Below are 24,935 nucleotides of genomic sequence, written 5' to 3'. Positions count from 1 at the left end.
CGGGCTGTCACGGTCAAGGCGCGCATTGTAGCGGCGAAATGGCCCGGCGGCATCCTTGGCCTGCCCGGTGGGCCCGCGGCGGCTGCGCAGCCGATCGCCGGCAAGCCGGCTCCCACACGATCCTGCCGACCCCATCACAGGTGATCGACTCGGACCAGGGAGCGGGCTTGCCCGCGAACAAGGCGCGCAATTCAGGCCTTGGCCGCCATCGCGGTCACTTCCACGCGCATGCCCTCATAGGCCAGCGACGCCACGCCGACGGCAGCGCGTACCGGCCAGGGCTTGGCGAAGAAGCGTTGGTAGACCTCGTTGAACGCCGCGCGGTCGGCCATGTCGGTCAGGTAGATGGTCAGGTGCAGCACCCGGTCCATCGAACTGCCGGCGCGCTCGAGGGCGTCCTTGAGCGATTGCAGGGTGCATTCGCTCTGCTCGACGATACCGCCCAGCTCGAGGCTGCCGTCGGCTCGGGTGGGGACCTGGGTGGTCACCAGCAGGCCGTTGAAGTCGGCGACATCGGAAGAGATGGACGCCGGGTCGGTGTCGGGGATGAAGGTGATATCTGCGTTTGCCATGGGGGTTGAACCTTGCAACGGAAGGAAACCCGCAAGCCTACGCGAGCGGCCAGGGCGGGTCGAGCGCTGGCCCCGGTCGCCAGGATTTGAAATGCACGGCATTGGCCGTCAGAATCGCGGCCCGATCCGGCCGAGCGTGCCGGGTGCTTGTCGTGAAGAAGGGGCGAGGGTTGAACGAACAGACATTGTCGATGCGCCTGGAGCGCGTGGCCGCGCACGTGCCGGCCGGAGCGCGCCTGGCCGATATCGGCTCGGACCATGGCTACCTGCCCGTGGCCTTGATGTTACGTGGGCATATCGAGGCCGCCGTGGCCGGCGAGGCGGCGCTCACGCCGTTTCGCTCCGCCGAGCGCAAGGTGCGCAAGAACGGCCTGGACGACAGGATCAGTGTGCGCCTGGCCGACGGCCTGGAGGCCATCGAGCCGCAGGATCGCATCAGCACCATCAGCCTCTGCGGCATGGGCGGCGAGAAGATCCGCGAGATCCTCGAGCGCGGCAAACATCGCCTGAGCGGTCGGGAGCGCCTGGTCCTGCAGCCCAACGTGCGCGAAGGGACCCTGCGCGAATGGCTGATGGAAAACGGCTACCGCATCCTTTGCGAGGAGTTGCTGGAGGAAAACGAATTCACCTACGAGATCATCGTGGCCGAGCGTTGCACAGCGGTGGCGTACTCCCCCCAGGAGTTGTATTTCGGCCCCTTGCTGATGCAGCAGCGCAGCCCGGCGTTCCTCGCCAAATGGGGCCTGAACCTCAAGCGCAAGCGGCGGGTCATGGCGCATTTCGCCCGTGCGCGACAGGCGGTGCCGCAGGAGAAGGCGCGGGAAGTGGCGATGCAGGTGCGGTGGATCGAGCAGTTACTGGCGTGAAGCGGCGGGCGGCAGGGTGTCAGAGCTGCGAGCAGTTGCCCATTTCCCGGTAGTCGATCTCGCGGGTCTGGCCTTGATGGTCGACATACACCATGTGCGCGGTGCCCACCTGGCAATCGGCGGCATTGTTGGCGGGGGTGATGGAAACGACCTTGGCGATGTCCAGCGGCATGCCGTATTCGTAGGTCTCGCTGCTGGCGGTGACCGGCGGGTTGACGGCCTGCTCGGCAAAGGCCCCGAACGAGGCAAGGGAGGCGAACAGGGCAAGGAAAGCGATCGAGCGTTTCATGATGGGCTCCTTATCTTGAATGTATGACTAATGATGTATTCATTGGTCATTCACAATAAATGGGCTATTTCGTGATAGATTCCTGCCCGGAATGTACGAATAGGCCTGAGGGAGCGACGCAATCATGGATATGCTGCATGCCATGCGAACCTTTGCCCGGGTGGTGGAGTGCGGCAGTTTCGCCGCGGCCGCCAACGCCCTGGACATCTCGGCGGCGCAGGTGTCGCGGATCGTCGCGGAGCTGGAAAGCCAACTGCAGACGCGCCTGTTGCACCGCACCACCCGCCGGCTGCGCATGAGCGAGGCGGGCGAGCGCTTCCTCGAGCGCTCGCGGCAGATCATGCTGCTGACCGAGGAGGCCGTCGACGAAGCGCGTGGCGCCCACCTCACGCCCCGTGGCCACCTGCGTTTCCACTGCACCCACGGCCTGGGCCTGCTGATGATGCCGCTGGTCGCCCGCTACAACGCATCCTGCCCCGAAGTGGTGATGGAGCTGACCCTCTCCCAGCGCAATCCGGACCCGCTGGCGGAGGGGCACGACGTGGTGATCACCATGGGCCAGGGCCTGCCGGACTCCCAACTGATCGCCATCCCCCTGGGCAGCATCTACAGCATCCTCTGCGCCTCGCCGGACTACCTGGCCCGCCACGGGGTCCCCAAGCGGCCGGAAGACCTGCACCAGCACATCTGCCTGCGCACCGTGGACCCGTTGTTCGAAGAGGACTGGGCGTTCGGCCAGGCGCCGGAGAGCTGCGTGATCGTGCCCCAGGACACCTTCCTCACCAATGTGGCCGATGCCATGCTCAAGGCCACCGAGTTGGGGATGGGGGTGGGCCTGCTGCCGTACTACTCGGCCAGCCTGGCCATCGAGGAGGGGCGCCTGTGCCGTTTGCTGGCGCCACACCGGCTGCGTCAGCGGGAGATCTACGCGATCTATCCGTCGCGGCATTACCTGGATGCCAAGGTGCGCACCTGGCTGGACTTTCTCAAGGAGCAGTTGCCGCTGCTGTTCGCGGAGCACGAGCGGGTGGTGGACGAGCCACGCTACTGGCGCTGAGCGCCGCCCCGCCCGCTAGCCATTAGCGGCTGTCCTGGTCCTCGGCGGTGCCGCCGGAGCTGCCGGCGCCCGAGCCGGTGGCTTCGCCCGTACTGCCCGAGCCACCCGTGCGGCCATCGACCGCGTCGGGCTGGCTAGCGCTGTCGCTGCTGTCGTTGCCCTGGGTGCCGCCGGGGGTATTGGTGCTGCTGCCTTCGCCAGCGGTGCTGCCTTTGGAGTGGTCGCCGGAGGCGTGTTCGGTCTGAGGCTGGGCGCCGGTGCCGTTCACGTCGGTGGCGGCGAGGCTGGCGGTGGAGGCGATACCCAGGCCGAGGGCGAGGAGGAAGGAGAGCGGACGAATACGGACCATGATGAATCTCCTGTGGGGATGATCGTCATTCGTTCGGCTGTCGGAGTGAGGGTGGGGTGCCCGCAGGGCGACGGGTGGTCATGCCAGTTGGGGCCGCAGAGCGGCCCCAGGAACACCAAGCCCCAGCCTACTTGACCGGCACAGGGTTTTCCCCACCCAGGGCGTCCGCCATCGGCGGATGCTCCTGCGCCGCGTGCATCAGGTCCTCCGTCACCCGCAGTTCGGCACCGGTCGGCGAGAAGGTCGTCGACGGGGCGAACGGGGCGGGGTGCTCGGGCGCCGGGCGCTTGCCGCGACGCCAGAGGAAGAAGGTCACCATGCACAGGTTGACCACCGCGAAGGCCCAGAACAGCCCAGCCTCGCCGTAGGAAGTCATCACCGGCGAGATGGCCAGCGGGCTCAGGGCCGAGCCCAGCGAGTTGATCAGCAGCAAGCCCTGGATCATCGGCACCAGCGCATCGGCCGGTGCCCGGTCGGCGGCATGGCTGACTGCCACCGGGTAGAGGGCGAACACGCCGCCGCCCAGCAGGAACAGCATGGCCGGCAGCAGCGCCGAAGCAGGCGGCAGCAGCACGATCACCACCGACAGCACCGTGCACAGCGCGCCCAGGGCGATCAGCACGTCCTGGCGGTCCTTGCGGTCGGACCAACGCCCCACCGGGTATTGCAGCAGCATCGCGCCGAGGATCACCCAGGCCATCATGTTGCCGACCTCGCCCACGTCCAGGCCGATGCGCTGCAGGTACAGCGGCAGCAGGGCATACACGGCGGCGATGGCGATCCCCGAGCCGAAACAGCCGACCAGCCCGGTAGGTGCCACCCCCAGCAACTGGCGGGGCTTGAGCGGCTCGACCTGCTCCAGCAGCGGCGACACCCGTGGCAGGATCACGATCGGCAACACCGACAGCGAGGCCAGCATGCCGGCGACCATGAACGGCGCGGTGTCGCCCCAGCCGGTGATCTCGCCCAAGGCCGCCTGGCCGAGCACGCCGGCGCCGTAGAAGGCGATCATGTACAGCGCCAGCAGGCGCCCGCGGATCTTCGCATCGCCGGCCAGCAGCAGCCAGCTCTCGATGACCAGGAACACACCGACCGAGGCCCAGCCGTTGACCAGGCGCAAGGCGAACCACCAGGTGGTGTCGTAGAACAGGCCCTGCAGGAGGATGGTCGCGCCGATCAGCGAGGCGAAGCTGGTGTAGGCGCGGATGTGACCGATGCGCAGGATCAGCCGGTCGTTGAAGATCGCCCCGAGGGTCAGGCCGATGAAGTAGGCCGACGAGACGATGCCGATCATCGTCGCCGATTCGCCGGCTGCGCCCAGGCGCAGGGTGGTCAGGGAGGACAGGAAGCCATTGCCCAGGGCAACGATGAACAACCCGAGCAGGGGTGCCAGCGCCATGGCCAGCAGACGCGCAGACATAGGTACCTCAAAGTATTCGAAAAGCGGTATAGGCGCCTTTTCGTGCCTGCATGCCTGGCCGGGGAGGATGCGACCAGGGCAAGACTCAACCGCTGGCACCTGGGGAAGGTGGCCGGGCGGGGCGGTTGAGCCTGTTGCACATGCGCGATCATGTGTTCAGGCGTGGACGCTGTCGTTGCTGCGGGTTGCCACCGTACGAGGCGACGGGTGAAAAGGCGGCGCGATTCTATGCCTTGCGCGGGATTTGCCCAAGGGGCCTGGGCCTGCGGCGAAACGACGCAGCCCTGTGCGTGGGGTGTCGAGGCGGCCCCTTCGCGGGCAAACCTACGAAGGGGCCGGTCAGGGCAACGCATTCACCGGTGACGGGCCCGACGCTATCAGGCCCCGGATTCCGGATCACTGGCCGGCACGCCAGGCCGGTCCTCTTCTTCGGTCAGGTTGGGGTCGACATCGGGATCGTCGGCCCGGTCATTGCGTTTTTCGGGATCGAGTTCTGGCCAGTCGTCCTGGGCGCTGCCACCACCCATTCGCAGTGTCTCGTTCATGACGGCTTCCTCGGCTTGGCTTCGATGGGAAAAGACCTGCCGGCGGGCGGGCCGGAAACAGGCGCGAGGGGCGAAGCCACTGACCACCCCTCATGGCATCAGAGCGGCGCAAGGCGGCTGTCGATCCCTGCCCGGGCCTACGGCACCGACCAACGGCGCTCACGCCCGTGCGATCGACAGGGCATGTCAGGGCCTGCGACGTAACAGGATGATGAAGAAAAGCCCGCCGATGGCCGCGGTGGCGATGCCGATGGGCAGGTCCTGGGGGGCGATCAGGGTGCGTGCGCCCATGTCGACCCAGACCACGAATAGCGCACCGAGCACGACGCAGGCCGGCAGCAGGCGGCGATGCTCGGCGCCCACCAGCCAGCGGGCCACGTGGGGCAGCATCAGGCCGACGAAGCCGATCGCCCCGGACAGCGACACCAGCACGCCCGTGAGCAGGGCGCAGCCGACGAACACCTGGGCGCGCACCCGGCGGGTGTCGAAGCCGAGGCTGACGGCGGTCTGCTCCCCGCTCATCAGCGCATTGAGGGCGCGGGCCAGGCTGAGCAGCAAGAGGAAGCCGGCCAGCACACAAACGGCCGGCAGCCACAGCAGTGACCAGTGCGCCAGGCCCAGCCCGCCGAGCATCCAGAACATGACCGAGCTGGCGGCATGGGGATCGCCGGTGTAGAGCAGCAGGTTGGCCAGGGCCATGACCACGAAGGACACCGCTACCCCGGCCAGCAACAGCCGTTCGCTCTCCAGCCGGCCACGTCGGCTGGCCACCCCCAGCACCAGCAGCATGCTGCCCAGGGCGCCGATGAAGGCCGCCAGGGGCAGGCTCAAGGCACCGGCGAAGGGGCCAAGGAACAGCACCACCAGCACCGCGCCCAACACTGCACCGGAGCTGACCCCTAGCAGGTGCGGATCGGCCAGTGGGTTGCGCGTCACCGCCTGCAGGGCGCCGCCAACCAGGGCCAAGCCGGCGCCCACCAGCGCGCCGAGCACGACCCGTGGGGCGCGGATCTGCCAGACGATCTGCGCCTGTCCGCGGCTCCAGTCGCCGCCGTCGGCCAGGCCCAGTTGCTGCAGAACGATACCCAGCACCTTGGCCAGCGGCACCTGGGCAGCGCCGAAGCCCAGCGACAGCAGGCAGGAAAACACCAGCGCCGCCAGCAGTGCGACCAGCAACAGGCGATAGCCGGCAGGGCTACGCACCGGCATCAGCGCGGCGCCCCGGCGAACCGTTGCGGATGCAGCGCGGCGGCCAGGTGCTCGATGGCAACGGCGTTGTCCACCGAGGGCGTGACCTGCAGGTACGACAGCACCACGAAGCGCCGTTCGCGAATCGCCTTCACCTCGCCGAGGGCCGGGTGCTTAAGGAGGACGTCGCGCTTGTGCTGCCAGTGGGTGGGGCCGTAGTCGACGATGACGATCACCTCCGGGTCGCGTTCGACCAGGCTTTCCCAACTGACCTCGGTCCAGCTGGCGTTGACATCGGCCATCACATTCTCGCCACCGGCCGCCTCGATCAGCGCCTGGGGCATGCCCAGGCGGCCGGAGGTGGTCGGGCGGTCCTCGCCGCTGTCGTAGAGGAACACCCGGGGCTTGCGCTGCACCTCGCCAAGTTGGGCCGTCACCCGGGCGATGCGCTGGCGCAGTTGGCCGATCAAAGCCTGGGCCTGGGCGGGCACGGCGAAGATCCTGCCGAGGTTGTCCAGGTCCCGGTACAGGTCCTCCAGGCTGGCCTGGCGCTGGGGCATGATCCGCGAACAGGATTCGCTCAGCTCGTAGACCGGGATGCCGAAGGGCGCCAGCGTCTGTGGCGTGACCGGCCCGCCCACGTGCATGCCGTAACTCCAGCCGGCGAACAGGAAGTCGGCGTCCACGTCCAGCAGGTTTTCCAGCGATGGGTAACGTGCCGCCAGTTCCGGCAGGCCGGCCAGGGCCTGGCGCATCGACGGGTCGAGGTTCTTCCAGCCGCTGATGCCGCTGTAGCCGACCATGCGCTCGCGCAGCCCCAGGGCCAGGAGCATGCCGGTGAGGTTGACGTCGTGGCTGACCGCCCTCTGTGGCGGCTGGGTGAAGGTCACGTCGCGGTCGCAACTGTGCACGGTCAGGGGAAAGTCGCTGGCCAGAGCGGCGAGGGGCAGGGCGGTCAGCAGGGCCAGGCAGGTGACGAAGCGTTTCATGCGGGGCTGATCCAGGTGATGCGCGGGTGACAGGCGAGGGGATGACGATCGACCAGGGCGTGCACGCCGAACACCTGGGCCAGGCACTGTTCGGTCAGGACCTGCTGCGGCGTGCCATGGGCAACGATGCGGCCGGCCTCGATGACATACAGCCGGTCACAGAAGGCGGCGGCCAGGTTCAGGTCGTGGAAGCTCGCCAGCAGGCTCAGCCCGGTACCGCGCATGTGCTCGAGCAGGGCCAGTTGGTAGCGCGGATCGAGGTGGTTGGTCGGCTCGTCGAGGATCATCAGGCGCGGTTGCTGCACCCGTGCCCTGGCCAGCAGAACCCGCTGCTTTTCCCCGCCGGACAGGCTGGCGAAGCCCTGCTCGGCGCAGGCCAGCAGGCCCAGCTCGCGCAGGCAGGCATCGACCAGCGCCGCTTCGCTGTCGCCCTGGAACCAGCCCAGGTGCGGGGTACGGCCCATGGCGACGACATCGCGCACGCTCAGGCCGAAGTCCTCGGGAAACTCCTGCAGCATCACCGCGATGCGTTGTGCCACCCAGCGCGGCGGGCGCTGCCAGATGTCCTCGCCTTCTAGCGATACGCGGCCGCTGTCTGGCCGGGTGAAACGGTAGGCGCAGCGCAACAGGCTGGTCTTGCCGCTGCCGTTGGGGCCTATCAGGCCGACGAACTCGCCAGGGCCGACCTCAAGGTCGATGCCGTCGAGCAGCCGGCGTTCGCCGGGTGACGGTGACCAGTGCAGGCCTTCGATGCGCAGGGTAGGCAAAGACATGGGTGAGCGACCGTTGCGGGGTTGAGAAGACCCGACGGAGCGCACGCACGGAGCAATCGTGGGCACGAGGCTGCCCCAGGACCGGCCCGCGCCCGCCCACCGCGGGAGTTGCCAATTGCAGTTTCAGGCCGGTCTCCGGGCTTGCGAGGGGCGTGAGGCATTCACCTTCCCATGCCGGCGGCACAGTGGTGTGTCGAATGCATCGCTCGCTTACCGTTGCGGGGGCAGCGCCGGACTGGTCGCGCGAGGGCGAGGCACCGGCTTCCCGTTTAACCCCCCGCACGGCGGCGGGGGACACCTGAAACAGGGGCGCATCTGAGCATTTATGGCAGGGGGAGTCAACCGCAGTGGCAGGTGGGGGCCAGGCTTGCATCGCCATTGGGGACCGCTTTGCGGCCCCAAGCCCTCACGGCATTCAAGTCCGCTTGAGCACCAAGGTCAGGATGTCGTAGCTGGCCACCAGCTCACCCAGCTGGTTGCTCACCTCCACGTCCCAGGCCACCACGCCCTGGGGCTGGCCCAGCGGGCTGGACTTGCCCTGGTCGATCTTGCGCTTGCAGGTCAGGCGGGCCTGGATGGTGTCGCCGATGCCCACCGGGTTGATGAAGCGCAGGGTATCCAGGCCGTAGTTGGCCAGCACCGGCCCTTCGCCCGGCGACACGAACAGCCCTGCCGCCGCGGACAGCACGAAGTAGCCATGGGCGATGCGCTTGCCGAACTGCGAGGCCTTGGCGGCGATCTCGTCGAAGTGCATGTAGAAATGGTCGCCCGACAGGCAACCGAAGTTGACCAGGTCCGCCTCGGTCACGGTACGCCGGTGGGTGAACAGCGACTCGCCGATGCGCAGGTCGTCGAAATGACGGCGGAACGGATGCACTTCGCTCTCGATCACCTCGGCGCCACGCACGTACTCGCCGGTCACCGCCGTCAGCATGCTCGGCGAGCCTTGCACCGCCGCGCGCTGCAGGTAGTGCTTGACCGCCCGCAGGCCACCGAGCTCCTCGCCACCACCGGCCCGGCCGGGACCGCCGTGCTTGAGCTGTGGCAAGGGGGAGCCGTGGCCGGTGGATTCCTTGGCCGCCTCGCGGTCGAGCACCAGCAGGCGCCCATGCCAGGCGGCCGCCGCCGGGATGGCCTTGGCCGCCACCGCGCGATCGGCGGTGACCAGGGTCGCCACCAGGCTGCCCTTGCCACGGGCCGCCAGGGCCAGGGCTTCGTCCAGGTCGTCGTAGGCCATCAGCGTGCTCACCGGGCCGAAGGCCTCGATGTCGTGGGCGCCGCCTTCGGCATGGGGATCGCGGGCTTGCAGCAGGGTTGGGGCGAAGAACGCGCCCTCGGCCACACCCTCGCCGACCGGGGCGAAGCCGTCGCTCGCGCCGAATAATTGATCGCAGCTCTGGAGCAGGCTACGCACGCGCTCGCCAACATCACGCTGCTGGTCGTGGGAGGCCAGCGCACCCATGCGCACGCCTTCGACCGAAGGGTCGCCCACCACCACCTTGGCCAGGCGCTCGCGCAGGCGGGTGGCCACGGCGTCCAGGTGCCTGGCCGGGACGATGGCGCGGCGGATGGCGGTGCACTTCTGCCCGGCCTTGGTGGTCATCTCGCGCACCACCTCCTTGATGTACAGGTCGAACTCCTCGCTGTCGGGGCTGACGTCCGGGCCGAGGATGGCGCAGTTGAGCGAGTCGGCCTCGGCGGTGAATGGCACCGAGTGGCGCACCAGGTTCGGCGTTACCCGCAACTTGGCGGCGGTGTCGGCGGAGCCGGTGAAGGTCACCACGTCCTGGCCCTGCAGGCGCTCGAGCAAGTCGCCGGTGCTGCCGATCACCAGCTGCAGGCTGCCCGCCGGCAACAGGCCCGACTGGTTCATCAGGCGCACCACCGCCTCGGTCAGGTAGCTGGTCGAGGTCGCTGGCTTGACGATGCACGGCATGCCGGCGAGGAAGGTCGGGGCGAACTTCTCCAGCATCCCCCAGATCGGGAAGTTGAAGGCATTGATGTGCACCGCCACCCCGGCGCGCGGCACCAGGATATGGCTGCCAGCGAAATGCCCTTGCTTGCCCAGAGGGATGGCCGGGCCTTCGTGCACCAGGTTGCCCGAGGGCAGCTCGCGGCTGCCGATGCCGGCATAGGCGAACAACGTGGCATTGCCGCCTTCGATGTCGATCCAGCTGTCGGTACGGGTCGCGCCGCTGTGGTGGGAGAGGGCGTAGAGCTGCTCCTTGCGCTCGGCCAGGTACAGGGCCAGGGCCTTCAGACGGGCGGCACGCTGCTGGAAGTCCAGGGCCATCAGCGCGGTCAGGCCCTGGCGGCGGGCATGTTCGAGGGCTTCGGCGAAGTCCGGGCGCTCCTCGTGGCTGTAGGCCAGGACATGGCCGTCCAGGGCGCTGCGCAGGGCCTGGGCGCCGTGCTGGCCGATCCAGCGGCCGGCGATGAAGCTTTGCAGGGTTGGGGCGTCAGACATGCTGTTCTCCTGTTGAGGGGCGCTGTTACCACAGCGCCAGGGTGTAGCCGATGATCAGGCGGTTCTCGTCCACGGCATTGTTCAGGCCATTGCCGGAACGGAAGGTGACGTTGCGCCAGCGCAGGCTGACGTCCTTGAACGGCCCGCTCTGGATGACGTAGGTGATGTCGGTGTCGCGTTCGCGCTCGCGGCCGTTGCCCGAGGTCGGGGTCTGGGCATGGCGGCCGTCGGTGTAGCGGGTCATGAAGCTCAGGCCGGGGATGCCGAGGGCGACGAAGTCGTAGTCGTAGCGCAACTGCCAGGAGTCGATCCCGGCGCGGGTGAAGGTGTTGTAGGTGACCAGGTTGACGGTGTACGGGTCGCCGCCGTTGAGGAATGGGAAGGCACTGTCGCCGGACATCTGCTGCCAGGTGGCGGAGAACTTGTGGGCCCGCACGCCAAGGGTGAACAGGGCGTTGAAGTTACGGTTGTCGATGTTGCCGGCACGCTCGGCGCCGTCGCCACGGCTGTCGAAGTAGCGCAGGTCGGTGCGCAGGCTCACGCCTTCGGCCAGCGGCTGGGTGTGGACCAGGCCCAGGTACTGCTGGCGATAGATCTCGTCGAGCTTGGCGTAGTAGTAGCTCAGGCTGGTCTGCGGGGTGATCGCGTAGCTGCCGCCGGCGAAGTCGAAGTGGTCGCTGCTGGCCGCGCCGTAGCCGATGTCGTCGCGCCCGGAGGAATCGCGCAGGTTGGCCTTGGTCAGGCGCCCGGCGTTGACGGTCAGGCCGTCGAGTTCCTGGCTGGTCAGCAAGCCGCCCTGGAAGGTCGAGGCCAGCAGGCGGGTGTCGTTGTACACCACCACCGGCAGGATCGGCTGCAGGGTGCCCAGGCGCAGGGTGCTCTTCGACACCCGCAGCTTGCCGGTCAGGCCCAGTTCGCTGTAGTCGTCGACCGGTTCATGGCTGTTCGGGCCGAAGGGCAGCAGGCCGGTGTTGCGCCGATCGCGGCTGGCGTCGAGCTTGATGCCCAGCTGGCCGATGGCGTCCACGCCGACGCCAACTGGGCCATCGGTGAAGCCTGACTCGAGGCGTGCGGTGAAACCCTGGCCCCATTCCTCGGCCTTGGCCTGGGGCGCATTGTCCTGGCGGAAGTCGCGGTTGATGTAGTGGTTGCGCATCTCCAGCCGTGCCTGGCTGTCGCCGATGAAATCCGCCATGGCCGGCAGGGGCAGGACGAGGCTGGCCAACCAGGCGGCCGACTTGAAGCGAGTGTGGTTCATTGTTGTTGTACCCGACATTCGATGTTCAAGGATCAGTGCTTGCTGGCGCCGGCGGCGCCGATACCGGTCATGGAGCGGATGAACTGGGCCAGGTAGCGTCCGCGCTCCTGGTTGGCCCGTTCGGAGCCGTCGGTGACCGAGAACGCCCAGGCGCCGAGGAAGGCCAGGGTCATGGAGAACAGCGCCGGGTTGCTGTAGGGGAACAGCGCCTGTTCGTTGTGCAGTACGTTGACCCACACCGCCGGGCCCAGCACCACCAGGACGATCGCCGAGACCAGCCCGGCCATGCTGCCGCAGACCGCGCCACGGGTGGTCAGGCCCTTCCAGAACATCGAGAGCAGCAGCACCGGGAAGTTGACCGAGGCGGCGACGGCCAGTACCAGGCCGGAGAGGAAGGCGATGTTCTGCGACTCGAACACCAGGCCCAGGACGATGGCCAGCACGCCGATCACCAGGGTGGCGATCCGCGATACGCGCATCTCTTCCTGCTCGCTGGCCTGGCCCTTGCGCACCACGCAGGCGTACAGGTCGTGGGAGATCGCCGAGGCGCCGGACAGCGCCAGGCCTGCTACCACCGCCAGGATGGTGGCGAAGGCCACCGCCGAGATGAAACCGAGGAACAGGTTGCCGCCCACGGCCTGGGCCAGGTGCACCGCGACCATGTTGCCGCCGCCGATGATCGCGCCACTGGCGTCGCGGTAGGCCGGCTCGGTGCCGACCATGACGATGGCGCCGAAGCCGATGACGATCAGCAGCAGGTAGAAGTAGCCGATGAAGCCGGTGGCGTAGAACACGCTCTTGCGCGCTTCCTTGGCATCGCTGACGGTGAAGAAACGCATCAGGATGTGCGGCAGGCCGGCGGTACCGAACATCATGCCCAGGCCCAGGGAAATGGCGTCGATCGGGTTCGACAGCAGGGCGCCGGGGGCCATGATCGCCTGGCCCTTGGCATGCACGGCCACGGCGCTGGCGAACATTTGCTCGGTGCTGTAGCCGAAGTGGCGCAGCACCATGAAGGCCATGAAGGTGGTACCCGAGAGCAGCATGACGGCCTTGATGATCTGCACCCAGGTGGTGGCGAGCATGCCGCCGAAGGTGACGTACAGCACCATCAGCACGCCGACCAGGACCACCGCGTAGAGGTAGCTGATACCGAACAGCAGCTCGATCAGCTTGCCAGCGCCGACCATCTGCGCCACCAGGTACATCAGCGCCACGGCCAGGGTGCCGAAGGCCGAGGTCAGGCGTACCGGGGTCTGGGCCAGGCGGTAGGAGACCACGTCGGCGAAGGTGTACTTGCCCAGGTTGCGCAGGCGCTCGGCGATCAGGAACAGGATGATCGGCCAGCCGGCGAGTACGCCCAGGGCATACAGCAGGCCGTCGTAGCCGTTCATGAACATCATGGCCGAGATGCCCAGGAAGGAGGCGGCGCTGATCATGTCGCCGGCGATCGCCAGGCCGTTCTGCATGCCGCTCAGGCCGCCGCCGGCGGTGTAGAAGTCGCTGGCCGAACGGGTGCGCGCCGCGGCCCAGCGGGTCACCAGCAGGGTGAAGCAGACGAACACCATGAACATCGAGATGGCGGTCCAGTTCATGGCGCGCACTCCTGCTTGACCTTTTCGTTGAGCGGGTCGAGGACGTTGTTGGCGCGGTGCACGTAGAGGCCGGTGAGAAGGAAGGACAGCAGCACCATGAGCACGCCGACCAGCATGCCGACGCTGGTCACGCCGCCGGCGAGGGACTGGCCGAGCACGCCGGGGGCGAAGGCCACCAGCAGGACGAAGCCGTAGTAGGCCACCAGCATGGTCAGGGTCAGGCTGCCGTTGAGGCGGCGCTTGTGGCGTACCAGGTGCTGGAAGTCGGGGTGGTTGCTGATGCTTTCGATGCGTTCGGGGGTCATGGGAAGCGATCTCTCTGGTGTTGTAATTGTTCTTTCAGGTCACGCGGGTGTTGCGGGGTCGCCGGGGCCCATTCGCGGGCAAGCCCGCGAAGCAGGCGCCCCGGTATCAGAGCTGGTCGAAATCGAGTACCACCTTGTCGCTCACTGGGTAGGTCTGGCACGACAGCACGTACCCGGCCGCTACCTCGTAGTCCTCCAGCGCATGGTTGCTGTCCATCTCCACCTCGCCCTCGACCACCTTGCACTTGCAGGTCGAGCAGACCCCGGCTTTGCACGAGTAGGGCAGCTCGGCACCGATGGCATTGCCGGCCTCGAGGATGTTCTGGGTGTTGCGCGGCAGGTCGAACGTCAGGGCACGGCCATCGCTGATCACGGTGATGTGGCTCAGCGCCGAGTCCACCTGCCGGGCGGCCTCGCGCGCTTCGCGGCGGGCCTGGTTGCCGGTGGCGGCGAACAGCTCGAAATGGATGCGCTCCTTGGCCATGCCGTTGGCCTGCAGGCTCTCGCGCACGGTCTCGGTCATGGCCTGGGGGCCGCAGATGAAGGCAGCGTCCAGGGCGCGTACGTCGAGCCAGCGGGAAAACAGCTGGCCGCACTTGTCGGCGTCGATACGGCCGTTGTAGAGGTCGACGTCCTGTTGCTCGCGGCTGAACACGAAGATCAGGTTCAGGCGGTCGAGGTAGCGGTTCTTCAGGTCCTCGAGCTTGTCGCGAAACAGCGCCCCGGAGCTGGAACGGTTGCCGTAGAGCAGGGTGAAGCGGCTATTGGGCTCGCTGGCCAGGGTGGTGGCGATGATCGACAGGATCGGCGTGATGCCGCTGCCGGCCGCCACGCCCAAGTAGTGGCCGTGGCGCTCCGGGTCCAGCGGCACGAAGAAGCTGCCGCTCGGCGGCATCACTTCCAGTTGCTGGCCCGCCTTGAGCGCATCGTTGGCGAAGGCCGAGAAGCGCCCGCCCGGCACGCGCTTGACGGCCACACGCAATTCGCCGTCCTGCACCGCGCTGCAGATGGAGTAGGAGCGGCGCACTTCCTCGTCGTCCAACCGGGTGCGCATGACCAGGTACTGGCCCTGGGTGAAACGGAACTGCGCCTGCAGGTGCGCCGGCACGTCGAAGAGGATGGACACCGCGTCGCGGGTCTCGCTGCGCACTTGCTTGATGGTCAGGCTGTGAAACTGGCTCATGGCGTTCTCCACGGCTCAAATGCATTTGAAATAGTCGAAAGGCTCCAGGCACTCGCGGCAGCGGTACAGCGCCTTGCAGGCTGTGGAGCCGAACTGGCTGAGCAGCTCGGTGTGGGCGCTGCCGCACTGCGGGCAGCACACCTGGGGCGGTTGGCCGAGCAGGCTGCGCTTGCTGTGGCTGCCCTCGGGCGGGGCGATGCCATAGGCGCGCAGCCGTTCCCGGCCTTGGGGGCTGATCCAATCGGTGCTCCAGGCCGGGGTCAGGCGGCGTTCCAAGGCTGGCTCGGCGAAACCGGCCTGTTCCAGGGCCTGGCGTATGTCACCTTCGATCACCTCGGTCGCCGGGCAACCGGAGTAGGTCGGTGTCACCACCAGGTGCAGGTGTCCGGCGTGCCAGCCCAGGTCGCGGACGATGCCCAGGTCGACCACGCTGACCACCGGCACTTCCGGGTCCATCACCTGCTCCAGCACCTCCCAGGCCCGGGCCAGGTCGTCGTGCCGGGGCGCCCGGGCGCCGCGGTCGCTGGCGATCAGCTCACCAGGTCGCATCGGGATAGGCCCGCGGCAGGAACTGCATCTCGGCCAGCAGCAGGCCCAGGTGCTCGGTGTGCAGGCCCTTGCGCCCGTCCAGGTAGAAGTGGCTGGCGGCCTTGGGCAGCGGCAGCTCGACGCTGGCGAAGGTCGCGTTCACCTGCTTTAGCCAGGCGCTCCCGACCTGGGCCGGGTCGGCGGCGATACCGGCTTCGGCCAGGCGCGCTTCGGCATCGCTGCCGGCGACCAGTTCCACGGTGAAGCGCCACAAGGCCGGGATCGCCTCGAGCATGCGCTGGCGGCTTTCCTCGGTACCGCCTCCCAGGCGTTGCACCCATTCGCCGGAACGGCGCAGGTGGTAGGTGACTTCCTTGACCGCCTTGGCAGCGATGCCGGCGATGCGCTCGTCGCTGGAGCGGGCCAGGCCTTCGAGCATCGCCAGGTGCCAGGCGTCGTAGAAGAACTGCTTGGCCATGGTCACGGCGAAGTCGCCGTTGGGCTGCTCGACCAGCAACAGGTTGCGGTACGCCCGCTCGTCCCGGCGAAAAGCCAGGGCGTCGGCATCACGGCCGTCGTCGAGCAGCTCGGCGGCGTATTCCAGCCAGTTGCGCGCCTGGCCCACCAGGTCGAGGCCGACGTTCATCAGCGCCAGTTCTTCTTCCAGGGCCGGTGCCCGGCCACACCACTCGCACAGGCGCTGGCCCTGGACCAGGGCGCTGTCGCCGAGCAGCAGCAGGTATTGGATGAGGTCTTCTCTATGCATGGCTGGCCTCACATGTGTCCGACTTCTTCGGGCAGCTCGTAGAAGCTGGCGTGGCGATAGACCTTGTCGTCCGAGGGGGCGAACAGTGGGTCTTTCTCGTCGGGCGAGGAGGCGGTGATCAGCGCCGAGGGCACCACCCACAGGCTGACGCCCTCGCTGCGGCGGGTGTAGAGCTCGCGGGCGTTCTCGATGGCCATGGCGGCATCGGCGGCATGCACGCTGCCCACGTGCTTGTGGTTCAGGCCGTGCTTGCTGCGCACGAAGACTTCATAGAGGGTCCAGACAGACATGTTCGATTCTCCGCATCAATCGCCGCTTCAGGCGGCGTTCTTGTTCTGTTGCTTGCGTGCGTAGGCCACCGCGGCCTCGCGTACCCAGGCGCCGTCTTCGATGGCCTTGCGGCGGGTGGCCACGCGCTCCTGGTTGCAGGGGCCGTTGCCCTTGATGACTTCGTAGAACTCGTCCCACTGGATCTCGCCGAAGTCGTAGTGGCCGCGAGCCTCGTTCCACTTCAGGTGCGGGTCGGGCGCGGTGCAGCCGAGCAGCTCCAGTTGCGGCACGGTCTGGTCGATGAAGCGCTGGCGCAGTTCGTCGTTGGTCTGGCGCTTGATCTTCCAGGCCATGGACTGGGCGCTGTTGGGGGAATGCTCGTCGCTGGGGCCGAACATCATCAGTGCCGGCCACCACAGGCGGTTGATGGCGTCCTGGACCATGTCCTTCTGCGCCTGGGTGCCGTGGCGCATCATGGTCAGCAGCAGTTCGTAGCCCTGGCGCTGGTGGAAGCTCTCTTCCTTGCAGATGCGGATCATGGCGCGGGAGTAGGGGCCGTAGGAGGTGCGCTGCAGCACCACCTGGTTGACGATGGCGGCGCCATCGACCAGCCAACCCACCGCGCCCATGTCGGCCCAGCTCAGGGTCGGGTAGTTGAAGATGCTCGAATACTTGGCCTTGCCGCTGTGCAGCTTGGCGATCTCCTCGTCGCGGTCGGCGCCGAGGGTTTCCATGGCGCTGTACAGGTACAGGCCGTGACCGGCCTCGTCCTGGATCTTGGCCATCAATTGCAGCTTGCGCTTGAGGGTCGGGGCACGGGTGACCCAGTTGCCTTCGGGCAGCATGCCGACGATTTCCGAATGAGCGTGCTGGGAGATCTGCCGGATCAGCGTCTGGCGGTAGGCCTCGGGCATCCAGTTCTTGGCTTCGATCTTGATTTCCGCGTCGATCTTCTCCTGGAAGGCGCGCTCCTCGGGCGACATCTCTTCCAGCGACTTGACACGCTTTACACCGGTTTCCACTAGCTGTGCGTACATGTTCCGACTCCTGCCCTGGGGCTGGTTAAGGCATGAGTCATTTATAAGCGATACAAAACATAACATCAAACACATTTTGATGTATCGAATAAGATTTGTGTATCGCATTCCTAGGACTGCTTTGCAGCCCATTCGCGGCGGTCCGGCGTCCCGGCAAGCCCACCGCGCATGGCCCGGCAGGCTGCATCATCTACGATCAACTCGGTCCTTGTGGGAGCGGGCTTGCCCGCGAATCGGTCGCAAGGCCTGCGCAAAAAAAAAGCCCCGGACCAGGCCGGGGCGTAAAGAGGCAGCCGATGAGTCAGCTGGCCAACCGTTTGTCGTACACGTGGCAGGCCTTGCCCTCCGAGCGCCTGAGGGTGCCGCAGGGCTGCAGCACCACCTGGGTGCTGATGCCGATGTAGGTCTTGATCTGGCGGCTCAGCTCACTGGTCAACTGCTTGCGCTGCGCCTCGTCCAGTACCTGGCATTCACCGCGTAGCTCCACGTGCACCTCGACGCTGTCGAGGTTGCCATTACGATACAGATGAATCTCGTACAGCTCGGAAAGTTGTTTGATTTTCAGCACCTGCTCCTCGATCTGCGTCGGGAACACATTGACCCCGCGGATGATCAGCATGTCGTCGCTGCGCCCGGTGATCTTGCCGATGCGCCGCATCGGCCGCGCCGTGCCAGGCAGCAGGCGGGTCAGGTCGCGGGTGCGGTAGCGCACCATCGGCAGGGCTTCCTTGCTCAGCGAGGTGAACACCAGCTCGCCCAGTTGACCGTCCGGCAACACCTCGCCGGTCACCGGGTCGATGATCTCGGGGTAGAAATGGTCTTCCCAGATGGTCGGGCCATCCTTGGTCTCGAGGCACTCCATGGCCACGCCAGGCCCCATGATTTCCGACAGGCCGTAGATGTCCAGGGCGTCGATCCCCAGGCGCTGCTCGATGGAGCGGCGCAGTTCGTCGGTCCAGGGCTCGGCACCGAAGATGCCCAGGCGCAGCTTGAGGTCGTGCGGATCGATGCCCTGGCGTTCGATCTCGTCGGCCAGGTTGAGCATGTATGACGGCGTGACCATGATGATGTCGGGCTGGAAGTCGCGGATCAGTTGCACCTGCTTCTCGGTCTGGCCGCCGGACATGGGGATCACCGTGCACCCCAGGCGTTCGGCGCCGTAGTGGGCGCCCAGGCCGCCGGTGAACAGGCCGTAGCCATAGGAGACATGCACCTTGTCGCCCTTGCGCCCGCCGGCGGCACGGATCGAACGGGCGACCACGTTGGCCCAGGTGTCGATGTCGTTCTGGGTGTAGCCGACCACCGTCGGCTTGCCGGTGGTGCCGCTGGAGGCGTGCAGGCGCACGACCTGCTCCTGGGGCACGGCGAACATGCCGTAGGGGTAGTTGTCGCGCAGATCGTTCTTGCCGGTGAAGGGGAATTTCGCCAGGTCGTCGAGCGTCTTCAGGTCGTCGGGGTGGGCGCCGCACGCGTCGAAGCGCTCGCGGTACAGTGGCACATGCGCGTAGGCGTGCTTCAGGCTCCAGCGCAGGCGCTCCAGCTGGTGCTGGCGCAGCGCGTCGAGGCTTGCGGTTTCCATCGGGTCAAGCAGGGCGCGTTCGGCATCGTGGTACATGTTCATGGCTTCACTCGAGTTGTTCTTGTACGCCGCCCAGGGGCGGTGAGTGTCATGGAAGGCAGCATACTGCCCTTGTCGTGTTCGGTCTCAGGCCATTGGTCAGAGGCGCTCCAGGACCAGGGCGATACCCTGGCCGACGCCGATGCACATGGTGCACAGGGCATAGCGCCCGCCACGCTCCTCCAGTTCGTGCAAGGCGGTGGTGACCAGGCGGGCACCGCTCATGCCCAGCGGGTGGCCCAGGGCGATGGCGCCGCCGTTGGGGTTGACGCGTGCATCGTCGTCCGCCAGGCCCAGCTCGCGTAGGACCGCCAGCCCTTGGGCGGCGAACGCTTCGTTGAGCTCGATGACGTCCATGTCGGCCAGCGACAGGCCGGTCAGCGCCAATACCTTGCGCGTCGCCGGTGCCGGGCCGATGCCCATGATCCGTGGCTCGACGCCCGCCACCGCCATGCCGACGATCCGCCCGCGGGCCTTCAGACCATGGCGCCGGGCTGCCGCGCTGCTGGCCAGCAACAGGGCGCAGGCGCCGTCGTTGATCCCCGAGGCATTGCCGGCGGTGACGCTGCCGCCTTCGCGAAACGGCGTGCCCAGGCGCGCCAATTGTTCAAGGGTGGTGTCGCCACGCGGGTGCTCGTCCTGCTCCACGCACCTGGCCGGGCCTTTGCGCTGGGGGATCTGCACCGCCACGATCTCCCGTGCCAGGCGCCCACGGGCCTGGGCCGCGGCGGCCTTCTGCTGGCTGCGCAGGGCGAAGGCGTCCTGGTCCTGGCGCGAGATGCCAAACTGCTCGGCAACGTTCTCGGCGGTCTCGGGCATCGAGTCGATGCCGTACTGCGCTTGCATCCGCGTGTTGACGAAGCGCCAGCCGATGGTGGTGTCGTACAGCTCGGCAGTGCGCCCGAACGCCTGCTCGGCCTTGCCCATGACGAACGGCGCGCGGGACATGGATTCCACGCCGCCGGCCAGCATCAGCCCGGCTTCGCCGCAGCGCAGGGCGCGGGCGGCGCTGCCGATGGCGTCGAGCCCGGAACCGCACAGGCGGTTGAGGGTGGTGCCCGGCACCTCGGTCGGCAGGCCGGCGAGCAGGGCGGCCATGCGGGCCACGTTGCGGTTGTCTTCGCCGGCCTGGTTGGCGCAGCCGAGGATCACGTCGTCGATGGCGCGCCAGTCCAACTCGGGGTGGCGCTCGATCAGGGCCTTGATCGGCACCGCCGCCAGGTCGTCGGCACGCACCGCGCTCAGGGCGCCGCCATAACGGCCGATCGGCGTGCGCACGGCGTCGATGATCAAGGCATCGCAGAGGGTAGGTTCAGTCATCTTGCGTCTCCTGCGCCAGCACCGTGCCGCGCACTTTGTAGGATTTACCGTGGAACAGGGCCACCAGCTCGCCGCGCTGGTTCTCCACCCGCACGTCGTACAGGCCGGTACGGCCCTTGCGGCTGAGTTCGCTGGCAGTGGCGGTCAACTGGTCGTCGCGCAATGCCGGCGCCAGGTAGTCGATGCTGCACCCCAGGGCCACGGTGGCCTCGTCGTATGAATTGCAGGCGAAAGCGAAGGCCGAGTCGGCCAAGGCGAACAGGTAGCCGCCGTGGCAGGTGCCGTGGCCCTGGATCATGTCGGCGCGCACCGGCATGCCCAGGCGGGCACGGCCGGGGCCGATCTCCAGCAGGCGAATGCCCATGGCCTGGGTCGCCTGGTCGCGGGAGAACATGGCATCGGCGCAGGCCTGGGCCAGTTCCTCGGGGGTACGGTGCGGGTCAGCCATGCAGGCGGCCTCCTTCGGCGTGGATGCGACGCAGCAGCAGAGAAGGGCGGTAGCGGGTCTCGCCGTAGCTGTGCTGCAGGTGTTCGAGCACCTTCAGGGTGTAGCCGACGCCGAGCTGATCGGCCCAGGCCAGCGGCCCCTGGGGATAGTTGACCCCGGCGCACATGGCCAGGTCGATGTCGCCCGGCGTGCCGACGCCCTGCAACATGGCGTCGGCGGCCTCGTTGGCCAGGCAGGCCACGGTACGCAGCACCACCAGGCCGGGCAGGTCGGCGACAGCGGTCACCTGCAGGCCCGCCTGGCGTAGCAGGGCCACTGCTTGGTCGCGGGCCTGGGCGGTGGTGTCGGCGGACCAACTGATGGCGATGCGCGAGGCGCTGGCGTAGTCCAGGGCCAGGTCGAGCAGCACCAGGTTGCGCAGGCCGTCCTCCCGGGCACGCTGGCTGGCCAGGCGGCCATCGGACAGCGCCAGGGTGGCGTCGCCGACCCGCAGCAGTCCGCTGCCGGCCCGCTCGGTCACACCGATGCCGCTGGCCCGCAGGCGTGGCAGCAGCGCGTGCAAGGGGCCGGGCTGGCCCTCGACCACGCAGCGTTCGACACGGGCCTGGCTGTGCAGCTCGGCTGCCTGCGGGCGTTCGGCACCCGCGGCGTAGTCGTAGAAGCCCTGGCCGCTCTTGCGGCCGAGGCGTCCGGCGTCAACCAGCTCCTTTTGCACCAGCGAAGGCTGGAAGCGGAAATCGCCGTGGAAAGCATCGAAGACCGAGCAGGTGACGGCATAGTTGACGTCGTGGCCGATCAGGTCGGTGAGCTCGAAGGCGCCCATGCGAAAACCACCGGCCTCGCGCAACAGGGCGTCGAGGCTGGCGCAGTCGGCGGCACCTTCCTGCAGCAGGCGCAGGCTTTCGGCGTAGAACGGCCGCGCCACGCGGTTGACGATGAACCCGGGCGTGGAGCGGGTATGCACGGGCTGCTTACCCCAGGCCTTGGCCGTGTCGTACAGGGTGGCGGCCAGGGTCGGGTCGGTGGCCAGGCCCGAGACGATCTCCACCAGGGCCATCAAGGGGGCGGGGTTGAAGAAGTGCATGCCGATCACCCGCTGTGGCCGGCGCAGGCCGGCGGCCAGGCTGGTGATCGACAACGACGAGGTATTGCTGGCCAGGATGCAATCTACGGTGCACAGCGCTTCGAGCTGGCGCAACAGGTCCTGCTTGACCTGCAGGTTCTCGACGATCGCCTCGATCACCAGGTGTGCCTCGCCCAGTACATCGAGGGTTTCGACCGGCTGCAGGCGGGCCGTGATCGCCTCGCGCGCGCTGGCATCGAGCCGGCCTTTTTCCACCAGGCGGCCGAGCTGGCGATCGATGCCTTGCACGGCTTGGCTCGCGGCGCCGGGGCGATTGTCATACAGCATGACCGGGTGACCGGCCTGGGCAGCGACCTGGGCGATGCCGGCACCCATGGCGCCGGCGCCGATCACGGCCACCTGGGCATTGCTAGGGAGGGCGGCCATGGTCAGCACCCCTTGAACGCGGGGGCGCGCTTGTCCATGAAGGCGCTGACGCCTTCGCGGTAGTCTGCGCTGCGCCCGGCCAGGCGTTGCAGGTCGCGCTCCAGCTCCAGTTGTTCGTCGAAACGATTATCGAAGCTGGCATTGAGGCCACGTTTGATGAGTGCCAGGCCGTAGGTCGGTTGGGTCGCCAGGTGGCGTGCGAGTTTGAGTGCCTCGTCGCGCAGGTCGGTATCGTCCACCACGCGGTGGATCAGCCCCCATTGCTCGGCCTGCTCGGCGCTCAAGCGCTCGCCGAGCATGGCCAGGGCCTTGGCCCGTGCCATACCGACCAGCCGTGGCAATAACCAGGTTCCGCCGGAGTCCGGGACCAGGCCGATCTTGCAGAATGCCTGGATGAAGCTGGCCGAACGCGCGGCAAGCACCAGGTCGCAGGCCAGCGGGAGGTTCGCCCCGGCGCCGGCGGCCACGCCGTTGACCGCGCAGATTACCGGCAGCGGCAGGTCGCGCAGGGTGCGCACCAGGGGGTTGTAGAACCGTTCGATGGACTCGCCCAGGTCGGGCATCTGCGCACCGGGTGCCACGTTGCGGTCGGACAGGTCCTGGCCGGCGCAGAAGCCACGGCCTTCGCCGGTCAGCAGCAGGACCCGGGCCTGTTCGCTCTGGCGTACCTGCTTGAGCGCCTCGCGCACCTCCAGGTGCATCTGGGTATTGAAGCTGTTCAGCTGCTCCGGCCGATTCAGCGAGAGGAGGGCGACGCCGTCCTCGATGGAAAACAGGATGTGCTCGAAAGTCATGACAGACTCGCTCCGTCAGTCGGTGGGAATAGGTGGATCAATGCCCCTGGAAGTGGGCCGGGCGTTTTTCCTGGAAGGCGCGAATGCCTTCGTCGCGGTCGGCGGTGCCGGCCAGCAGGGTGAAGGCGTGGCGTTCGAAGCGCAGGCCCGTGGCCAGGTCGGTGTCCTGGGCCTTGAGCAGGGCCTCCTTGGCCAGGCGCACCGCCAGTGGCGCCTGGCGGGCGATGGTGCGGGCCACCTGCAGGGCGCGCTCGACCGCCAGTTCCGGCTGGGTGACCTCGCTGACCAGGCCGGCCTGCAGGGCATGGCGGGCTGTGATGGCCTCGCCGCCGAGCACCATCTGCATGGCCAGCGGCTTGCCGACTGCGCGCAGCAGGCGTTGGGTGCCGCCGGCACCGGGGATGATGCCGAGGTTGATCTCGGGTTGGCCGAAGCGGGCATCCTCGCCGGCGATGACGATGTCGGCGCACATGACCAGCTCGCAGCCGCCGCCGAGGGCGAAGCCGTTCACGGCGGCGACCAGGGGTTTGGGAAACGCGGCGATGCGCTGCCAGTGGGCCACGCGGGGGTCGTTGAGGATGCCGACCAGGTCACGCTCGGCCATCTCGCGGATATCTGCGCCGGCGGCGAAGGCCTTGCGGCTGCCAGTGAGCACCACGGCGCGAGTCTCGGCGTCGCGCTCGGCCTCGTCCAACGTTGCCGCAAGTTCGGCCAGCAGCTCGGTGCAGAGGGCGTTGAGGGCTTCCGGCCGTTGCAAGGTGATGAGGCGGACGCCGTCCTCGGGCGCCTGTACAACGAGGTAACGAGGCATGCTGGGTTCCTCAAGCTGCACGCACGGCACTGTCATGGCCGGCATATCTTGGAATTGTCTGCAGGGGCAGGGGGCTTGGCGCCGGTCATGCCCAGGTGCGATCCAGTATATGCCTATTGCGATACAAAACATCAACATCAAAATTGAATTTATGTGTCTATTCTGTTTCTTTGCCTGAGGTTTTCCTGCTGAAAAACTACCTATTTTTTGTATTTTAGTGGGCTTTTTCTGCTTTATTATTCATTTTTTGGAATATTTTCTAGTCCCCAAGAAAGCGATACAGAATGATTGGCAATTGACGATCGTGATCATCGTGATACATGATTTGCTCAGTTCCTGAATCACTTTGGAGATGCGACATGCCCTGCTACCGCCTGGACGGCCTGACTCCCGTGGTCCACCCAAGCGCCTACGTGCATCCGAGCGCGGTACTGATTGGCGACGTGATCGTCGGTCCTCGCTGCTATGTAGGGCCGCTGGCCTCCTTGCGCGGAGATTTCGGGCGCATCGTCCTGGAAGCGGGTGCGAACCTTCAGGACACGTGCGTGATGCACGGCTTCCCGGGTGGTGACACGGTGGTCGAGCGCAACGGCCATGTCGGCCATGGGGCGGTCCTGCATGGTTGCCGGGTGGGCGAGGATGCCCTGGTCGGCATGAATGCCGTGGTCATGGATGGCGCGCACATCGCGCCACGCTGCATCGTCGCGGCCACGGCGTTCGTCAAGGCGGGTTTCATGTGTGCCGAGCAAAGCCTGGTGGTCGGATCGCCCGCCGTGGTCAAACGCCCACTCACGGAGCAGGAGGTCGCCTGGAAGCAACGCGGCACGGCCGAGTACCAGGCCCTGGCCCAACGCTGCATGACGGCGCTGGTGGAATGCCCGCCGCTGGCCGAGGTCGAACCGGCGCGCCCGCGCATGGGCGACTCGGGCTTCAGGCCCAAGGGGGAGGCGGGCGCATGAATGTCGCACTGCGCCGCA

At 67.3% G+C, this 24,935-nt stretch carries 25 protein-coding genes, 1 pseudogene and 1 riboswitch; of the genes and pseudogenes, 3 read left to right on the top strand and 23 right to left on the bottom strand.

The features are described from left to right. Window positions 1-191: 191 nt before the first annotated feature. Window positions 192-572, bottom strand: coding sequence for a RidA family protein (locus WCE05_RS07800; protein ID WP_225787823.1), 381 nt, complete (start codon window positions 570-572; stop codon window positions 192-194). A gap of 170 nt (window positions 573-742) precedes the next feature. On the opposite strand from WCE05_RS07800, the gene WCE05_RS07795 reads away from it, so the two are divergent. After that, complete coding sequence (locus WCE05_RS07795; protein WP_368815702.1) at window positions 743-1,438, top strand: tRNA (adenine(22)-N(1))-methyltransferase TrmK; 696 nt, start codon at window positions 743-745, stop codon at window positions 1,436-1,438. Window positions 1,439-1,457: 19 nt separating this feature from the next. On the opposite strand, the gene WCE05_RS07790 is transcribed toward WCE05_RS07795, so the two are convergent. Beyond that, window positions 1,458-1,727, bottom strand: a complete 270-nt coding sequence (locus WCE05_RS07790; RefSeq protein WP_368815701.1) for a DUF2790 domain-containing protein — start codon at window positions 1,725-1,727, stop codon at window positions 1,458-1,460. Between the two features lie 124 nt (window positions 1,728-1,851). On the opposite strand from WCE05_RS07790, the gene WCE05_RS07785 reads away from it, so the two are divergent. Continuing rightward, a complete protein-coding gene (locus WCE05_RS07785) occupies window positions 1,852-2,784 on the top strand; it encodes a LysR family transcriptional regulator (RefSeq protein WP_253101441.1) in 933 nt (310 codons plus the stop codon). Window positions 2,785-2,806: 22 nt separating this feature from the next. Here the strand turns inward: WCE05_RS07785 and WCE05_RS07780 are convergent, their stop codons facing one another. The 21 genes and pseudogenes from WCE05_RS07780 to paaF all read right to left on the bottom strand — a co-directional run bounded on the left by WCE05_RS07780 (window position 2,807) and on the right by paaF (window position 23,958). Next, entirely contained in the window at window positions 2,807-3,133 is a 327-nt protein-coding gene (locus WCE05_RS07780) for a hypothetical protein (RefSeq protein ID WP_368815700.1), read from the bottom strand. A 127-nt stretch (window positions 3,134-3,260) separates the two neighbouring features. Further along, window positions 3,261-4,553 carry an MFS transporter gene (locus WCE05_RS07775; RefSeq protein WP_368815699.1) on the bottom strand — a complete coding sequence of 431 codons (1,293 nt, stop codon included), beginning with the start codon at window positions 4,551-4,553 and terminating at the stop codon, window positions 3,261-3,263. A 377-nt stretch (window positions 4,554-4,930) separates the two neighbouring features. Beyond that, complete coding sequence (locus WCE05_RS07770) at window positions 4,931-5,098, bottom strand: hypothetical protein (protein WP_225787818.1); 168 nt, start codon at window positions 5,096-5,098, stop codon at window positions 4,931-4,933. Between the two features lie 186 nt (window positions 5,099-5,284). Then, window positions 5,285-6,307 (bottom strand): FecCD family ABC transporter permease, encoded by a 1,023-nt coding sequence (locus tag WCE05_RS07765; protein ID WP_368815698.1) that lies wholly within the window; start codon window positions 6,305-6,307, stop codon window positions 5,285-5,287. Continuing rightward, window positions 6,307-7,275 carry an ABC transporter substrate-binding protein gene (locus WCE05_RS07760; protein WP_368815697.1) on the bottom strand — a complete coding sequence of 323 codons (969 nt, stop codon included), beginning with the start codon at window positions 7,273-7,275 and terminating at the stop codon, window positions 6,307-6,309. The genes WCE05_RS07765 and WCE05_RS07760 overlap by 1 nt, the downstream gene beginning before the upstream one ends. Further along, a complete protein-coding gene (locus tag WCE05_RS07755; RefSeq protein ID WP_225787972.1) occupies window positions 7,272-8,042 on the bottom strand; it encodes an ABC transporter ATP-binding protein in 771 nt (256 codons plus the stop codon). The genes WCE05_RS07760 and WCE05_RS07755 overlap by 4 nt, the downstream gene beginning before the upstream one ends. Window positions 8,043-8,156: 114 nt before the next feature. Further along, window positions 8,157-8,365: riboswitch (cobalamin riboswitch) on the bottom strand. A 98-nt stretch (window positions 8,366-8,463) separates the two neighbouring features. After that, the gene (gene paaZ / locus WCE05_RS07750) at window positions 8,464-10,515 is read right to left on the bottom strand and encodes a phenylacetic acid degradation bifunctional protein PaaZ (RefSeq protein ID WP_368815696.1); all 2,052 of its coding nucleotides are present in this window, start codon (window positions 10,513-10,515) and stop codon (window positions 8,464-8,466) included. A gap of 25 nt (window positions 10,516-10,540) precedes the next feature. Continuing rightward, window positions 10,541-11,773, bottom strand: coding sequence for an OprD family porin (locus WCE05_RS07745; RefSeq protein WP_368815695.1), 1,233 nt, complete (start codon window positions 11,771-11,773; stop codon window positions 10,541-10,543). Between the two features lie 32 nt (window positions 11,774-11,805). Continuing rightward, window positions 11,806-13,368, bottom strand: a pseudogene (locus WCE05_RS07740) (cation acetate symporter); the annotation flags it as partial. Further along, on the bottom strand, window positions 13,365-13,673 hold the full coding sequence (locus WCE05_RS07735) for a DUF485 domain-containing protein (protein ID WP_368815694.1): 309 nt from the start codon (window positions 13,671-13,673) through the stop codon (window positions 13,365-13,367). The gene WCE05_RS07735 and the pseudogene WCE05_RS07740, both read right to left, overlap by 4 nt. A 106-nt stretch (window positions 13,674-13,779) precedes the next feature. Then, entirely contained in the window at window positions 13,780-14,856 is a 1,077-nt protein-coding gene (gene paaE, locus WCE05_RS07730; RefSeq protein WP_253090789.1) for a 1,2-phenylacetyl-CoA epoxidase subunit PaaE, read from the bottom strand. A 15-nt stretch (window positions 14,857-14,871) separates the two neighbouring features. Next, entirely contained in the window at window positions 14,872-15,405 is a 534-nt protein-coding gene (gene paaD, locus WCE05_RS07725; protein ID WP_225787810.1) for a 1,2-phenylacetyl-CoA epoxidase subunit PaaD, read from the bottom strand. Then, window positions 15,392-16,150, bottom strand: a complete 759-nt coding sequence (gene paaC, locus WCE05_RS07720) for a 1,2-phenylacetyl-CoA epoxidase subunit PaaC (RefSeq protein ID WP_253090788.1) — start codon at window positions 16,148-16,150, stop codon at window positions 15,392-15,394. The genes paaD and paaC overlap by 14 nt, the downstream gene beginning before the upstream one ends. Window positions 16,151-16,158: 8 nt before the next feature. Then, window positions 16,159-16,440, bottom strand: a complete 282-nt coding sequence (gene paaB, locus WCE05_RS07715) for a 1,2-phenylacetyl-CoA epoxidase subunit PaaB (protein ID WP_368815693.1) — start codon at window positions 16,438-16,440, stop codon at window positions 16,159-16,161. Window positions 16,441-16,467: 27 nt separating this feature from the next. Then, window positions 16,468-17,457 (bottom strand): 1,2-phenylacetyl-CoA epoxidase subunit PaaA, encoded by a 990-nt coding sequence (gene paaA / locus WCE05_RS07710; RefSeq protein WP_225787807.1) that lies wholly within the window; start codon window positions 17,455-17,457, stop codon window positions 16,468-16,470. 301 nt (window positions 17,458-17,758) lie between these two features. Then, on the bottom strand, window positions 17,759-19,078 hold the full coding sequence (paaK, locus tag WCE05_RS07705; RefSeq protein ID WP_368815692.1) for a phenylacetate--CoA ligase PaaK: 1,320 nt from the start codon (window positions 19,076-19,078) through the stop codon (window positions 17,759-17,761). Between the two features lie 96 nt (window positions 19,079-19,174). Then, the gene (gene pcaF, locus WCE05_RS07700) at window positions 19,175-20,395 is read right to left on the bottom strand and encodes a 3-oxoadipyl-CoA thiolase (protein WP_368815691.1); all 1,221 of its coding nucleotides are present in this window, start codon (window positions 20,393-20,395) and stop codon (window positions 19,175-19,177) included. Then, entirely contained in the window at window positions 20,388-20,843 is a 456-nt protein-coding gene (gene paaI / locus WCE05_RS07695) for a hydroxyphenylacetyl-CoA thioesterase PaaI (RefSeq protein WP_225787804.1), read from the bottom strand. Before paaI ends, pcaF begins: the two co-directional genes overlap by 8 nt. Beyond that, a complete protein-coding gene (gene paaH, locus WCE05_RS07690) occupies window positions 20,836-22,353 on the bottom strand; it encodes a 3-hydroxyacyl-CoA dehydrogenase PaaH (protein WP_368815690.1) in 1,518 nt (505 codons plus the stop codon). Before paaH ends, paaI begins: the two co-directional genes overlap by 8 nt. Before the next feature lie 2 nt (window positions 22,354-22,355). Then, window positions 22,356-23,147, bottom strand: coding sequence for a 2-(1,2-epoxy-1,2-dihydrophenyl)acetyl-CoA isomerase PaaG (gene paaG, locus WCE05_RS07685; protein ID WP_225787802.1), 792 nt, complete (start codon window positions 23,145-23,147; stop codon window positions 22,356-22,358). Window positions 23,148-23,184: 37 nt separating this feature from the next. Next, window positions 23,185-23,958 (bottom strand): 2,3-dehydroadipyl-CoA hydratase PaaF, encoded by a 774-nt coding sequence (paaF, locus tag WCE05_RS07680; RefSeq protein ID WP_253080117.1) that lies wholly within the window; start codon window positions 23,956-23,958, stop codon window positions 23,185-23,187. Window positions 23,959-24,317: 359 nt separating this feature from the next. Here paaF and paaY point away from each other — a divergent pair, with 359 nt between their 5' ends. Further along, window positions 24,318-24,917 carry a phenylacetic acid degradation protein PaaY gene (paaY, locus tag WCE05_RS07675; RefSeq protein WP_225787800.1) on the top strand — a complete coding sequence of 200 codons (600 nt, stop codon included), beginning with the start codon at window positions 24,318-24,320 and terminating at the stop codon, window positions 24,915-24,917. Window positions 24,918-24,935: the final 18 nt, after the last annotated feature.

The organism is Pseudomonas sp. I2, assembly GCF_040984075.1.
Classification (GTDB): domain Bacteria; phylum Pseudomonadota; class Gammaproteobacteria; order Pseudomonadales; family Pseudomonadaceae; genus Aquipseudomonas; species Aquipseudomonas guariconensis_B.
Note: the sequence above shows the minus strand (reverse complement) of the source record. Positions and strands in the feature narration are given on the sequence as shown.

Coding starts and splice junctions, on each gene's coding strand:
- WCE05_RS07765 (WP_368815698.1), bottom strand. CDS start 6,307: ATGCCGGTGCGTAGCCCTGCCGGCTATCGCCTGTTGCTGGTCGCACTG.
- WCE05_RS07800 (WP_225787823.1), bottom strand. CDS start 572: ATGGCAAACGCAGATATCACCTTCATCCCCGACACCGACCCGGCGTCC.
- paaF (WP_253080117.1), bottom strand. CDS start 23,958: ATGCCTCGTTACCTCGTTGTACAGGCGCCCGAGGACGGCGTCCGCCTC.
- paaH (WP_368815690.1), bottom strand. CDS start 22,353: ATGGCCGCCCTCCCTAGCAATGCCCAGGTGGCCGTGATCGGCGCCGGC.
- WCE05_RS07760 (WP_368815697.1), bottom strand. CDS start 7,275: ATGAAACGCTTCGTCACCTGCCTGGCCCTGCTGACCGCCCTGCCCCTC.
- paaY (WP_225787800.1), top strand. CDS start 24,318: ATGCCCTGCTACCGCCTGGACGGCCTGACTCCCGTGGTCCACCCAAGC.
- WCE05_RS07785 (WP_253101441.1), top strand. CDS start 1,852: ATGGATATGCTGCATGCCATGCGAACCTTTGCCCGGGTGGTGGAGTGC.
- WCE05_RS07790 (WP_368815701.1), bottom strand. CDS start 1,727: ATGAAACGCTCGATCGCTTTCCTTGCCCTGTTCGCCTCCCTTGCCTCG.
- WCE05_RS07780 (WP_368815700.1), bottom strand. CDS start 3,133: ATGGTCCGTATTCGTCCGCTCTCCTTCCTCCTCGCCCTCGGCCTGGGT.
- paaZ (WP_368815696.1), bottom strand. CDS start 10,515: ATGTCTGACGCCCCAACCCTGCAAAGCTTCATCGCCGGCCGCTGGATC.
- WCE05_RS07745 (WP_368815695.1), bottom strand. CDS start 11,773: ATGAACCACACTCGCTTCAAGTCGGCCGCCTGGTTGGCCAGCCTCGTC.
- WCE05_RS07775 (WP_368815699.1), bottom strand. CDS start 4,553: ATGTCTGCGCGTCTGCTGGCCATGGCGCTGGCACCCCTGCTCGGGTTG.
- paaE (WP_253090789.1), bottom strand. CDS start 14,856: ATGAGCCAGTTTCACAGCCTGACCATCAAGCAAGTGCGCAGCGAGACC.
- WCE05_RS07735 (WP_368815694.1), bottom strand. CDS start 13,673: ATGACCCCCGAACGCATCGAAAGCATCAGCAACCACCCCGACTTCCAG.
- paaD (WP_225787810.1), bottom strand. CDS start 15,405: ATGCGACCTGGTGAGCTGATCGCCAGCGACCGCGGCGCCCGGGCGCCC.
- paaG (WP_225787802.1), bottom strand. CDS start 23,147: ATGACTTTCGAGCACATCCTGTTTTCCATCGAGGACGGCGTCGCCCTC.
- paaC (WP_253090788.1), bottom strand. CDS start 16,150: ATGCATAGAGAAGACCTCATCCAATACCTGCTGCTGCTCGGCGACAGC.
- paaK (WP_368815692.1), bottom strand. CDS start 19,078: ATGAACATGTACCACGATGCCGAACGCGCCCTGCTTGACCCGATGGAA.
- paaA (WP_225787807.1), bottom strand. CDS start 17,457: ATGTACGCACAGCTAGTGGAAACCGGTGTAAAGCGTGTCAAGTCGCTG.
- pcaF (WP_368815691.1), bottom strand. CDS start 20,395: ATGACTGAACCTACCCTCTGCGATGCCTTGATCATCGACGCCGTGCGC.
- paaI (WP_225787804.1), bottom strand. CDS start 20,843: ATGGCTGACCCGCACCGTACCCCCGAGGAACTGGCCCAGGCCTGCGCC.
- paaB (WP_368815693.1), bottom strand. CDS start 16,440: ATGTCTGTCTGGACCCTCTATGAAGTCTTCGTGCGCAGCAAGCACGGC.
- WCE05_RS07770 (WP_225787818.1), bottom strand. CDS start 5,098: ATGAACGAGACACTGCGAATGGGTGGTGGCAGCGCCCAGGACGACTGG.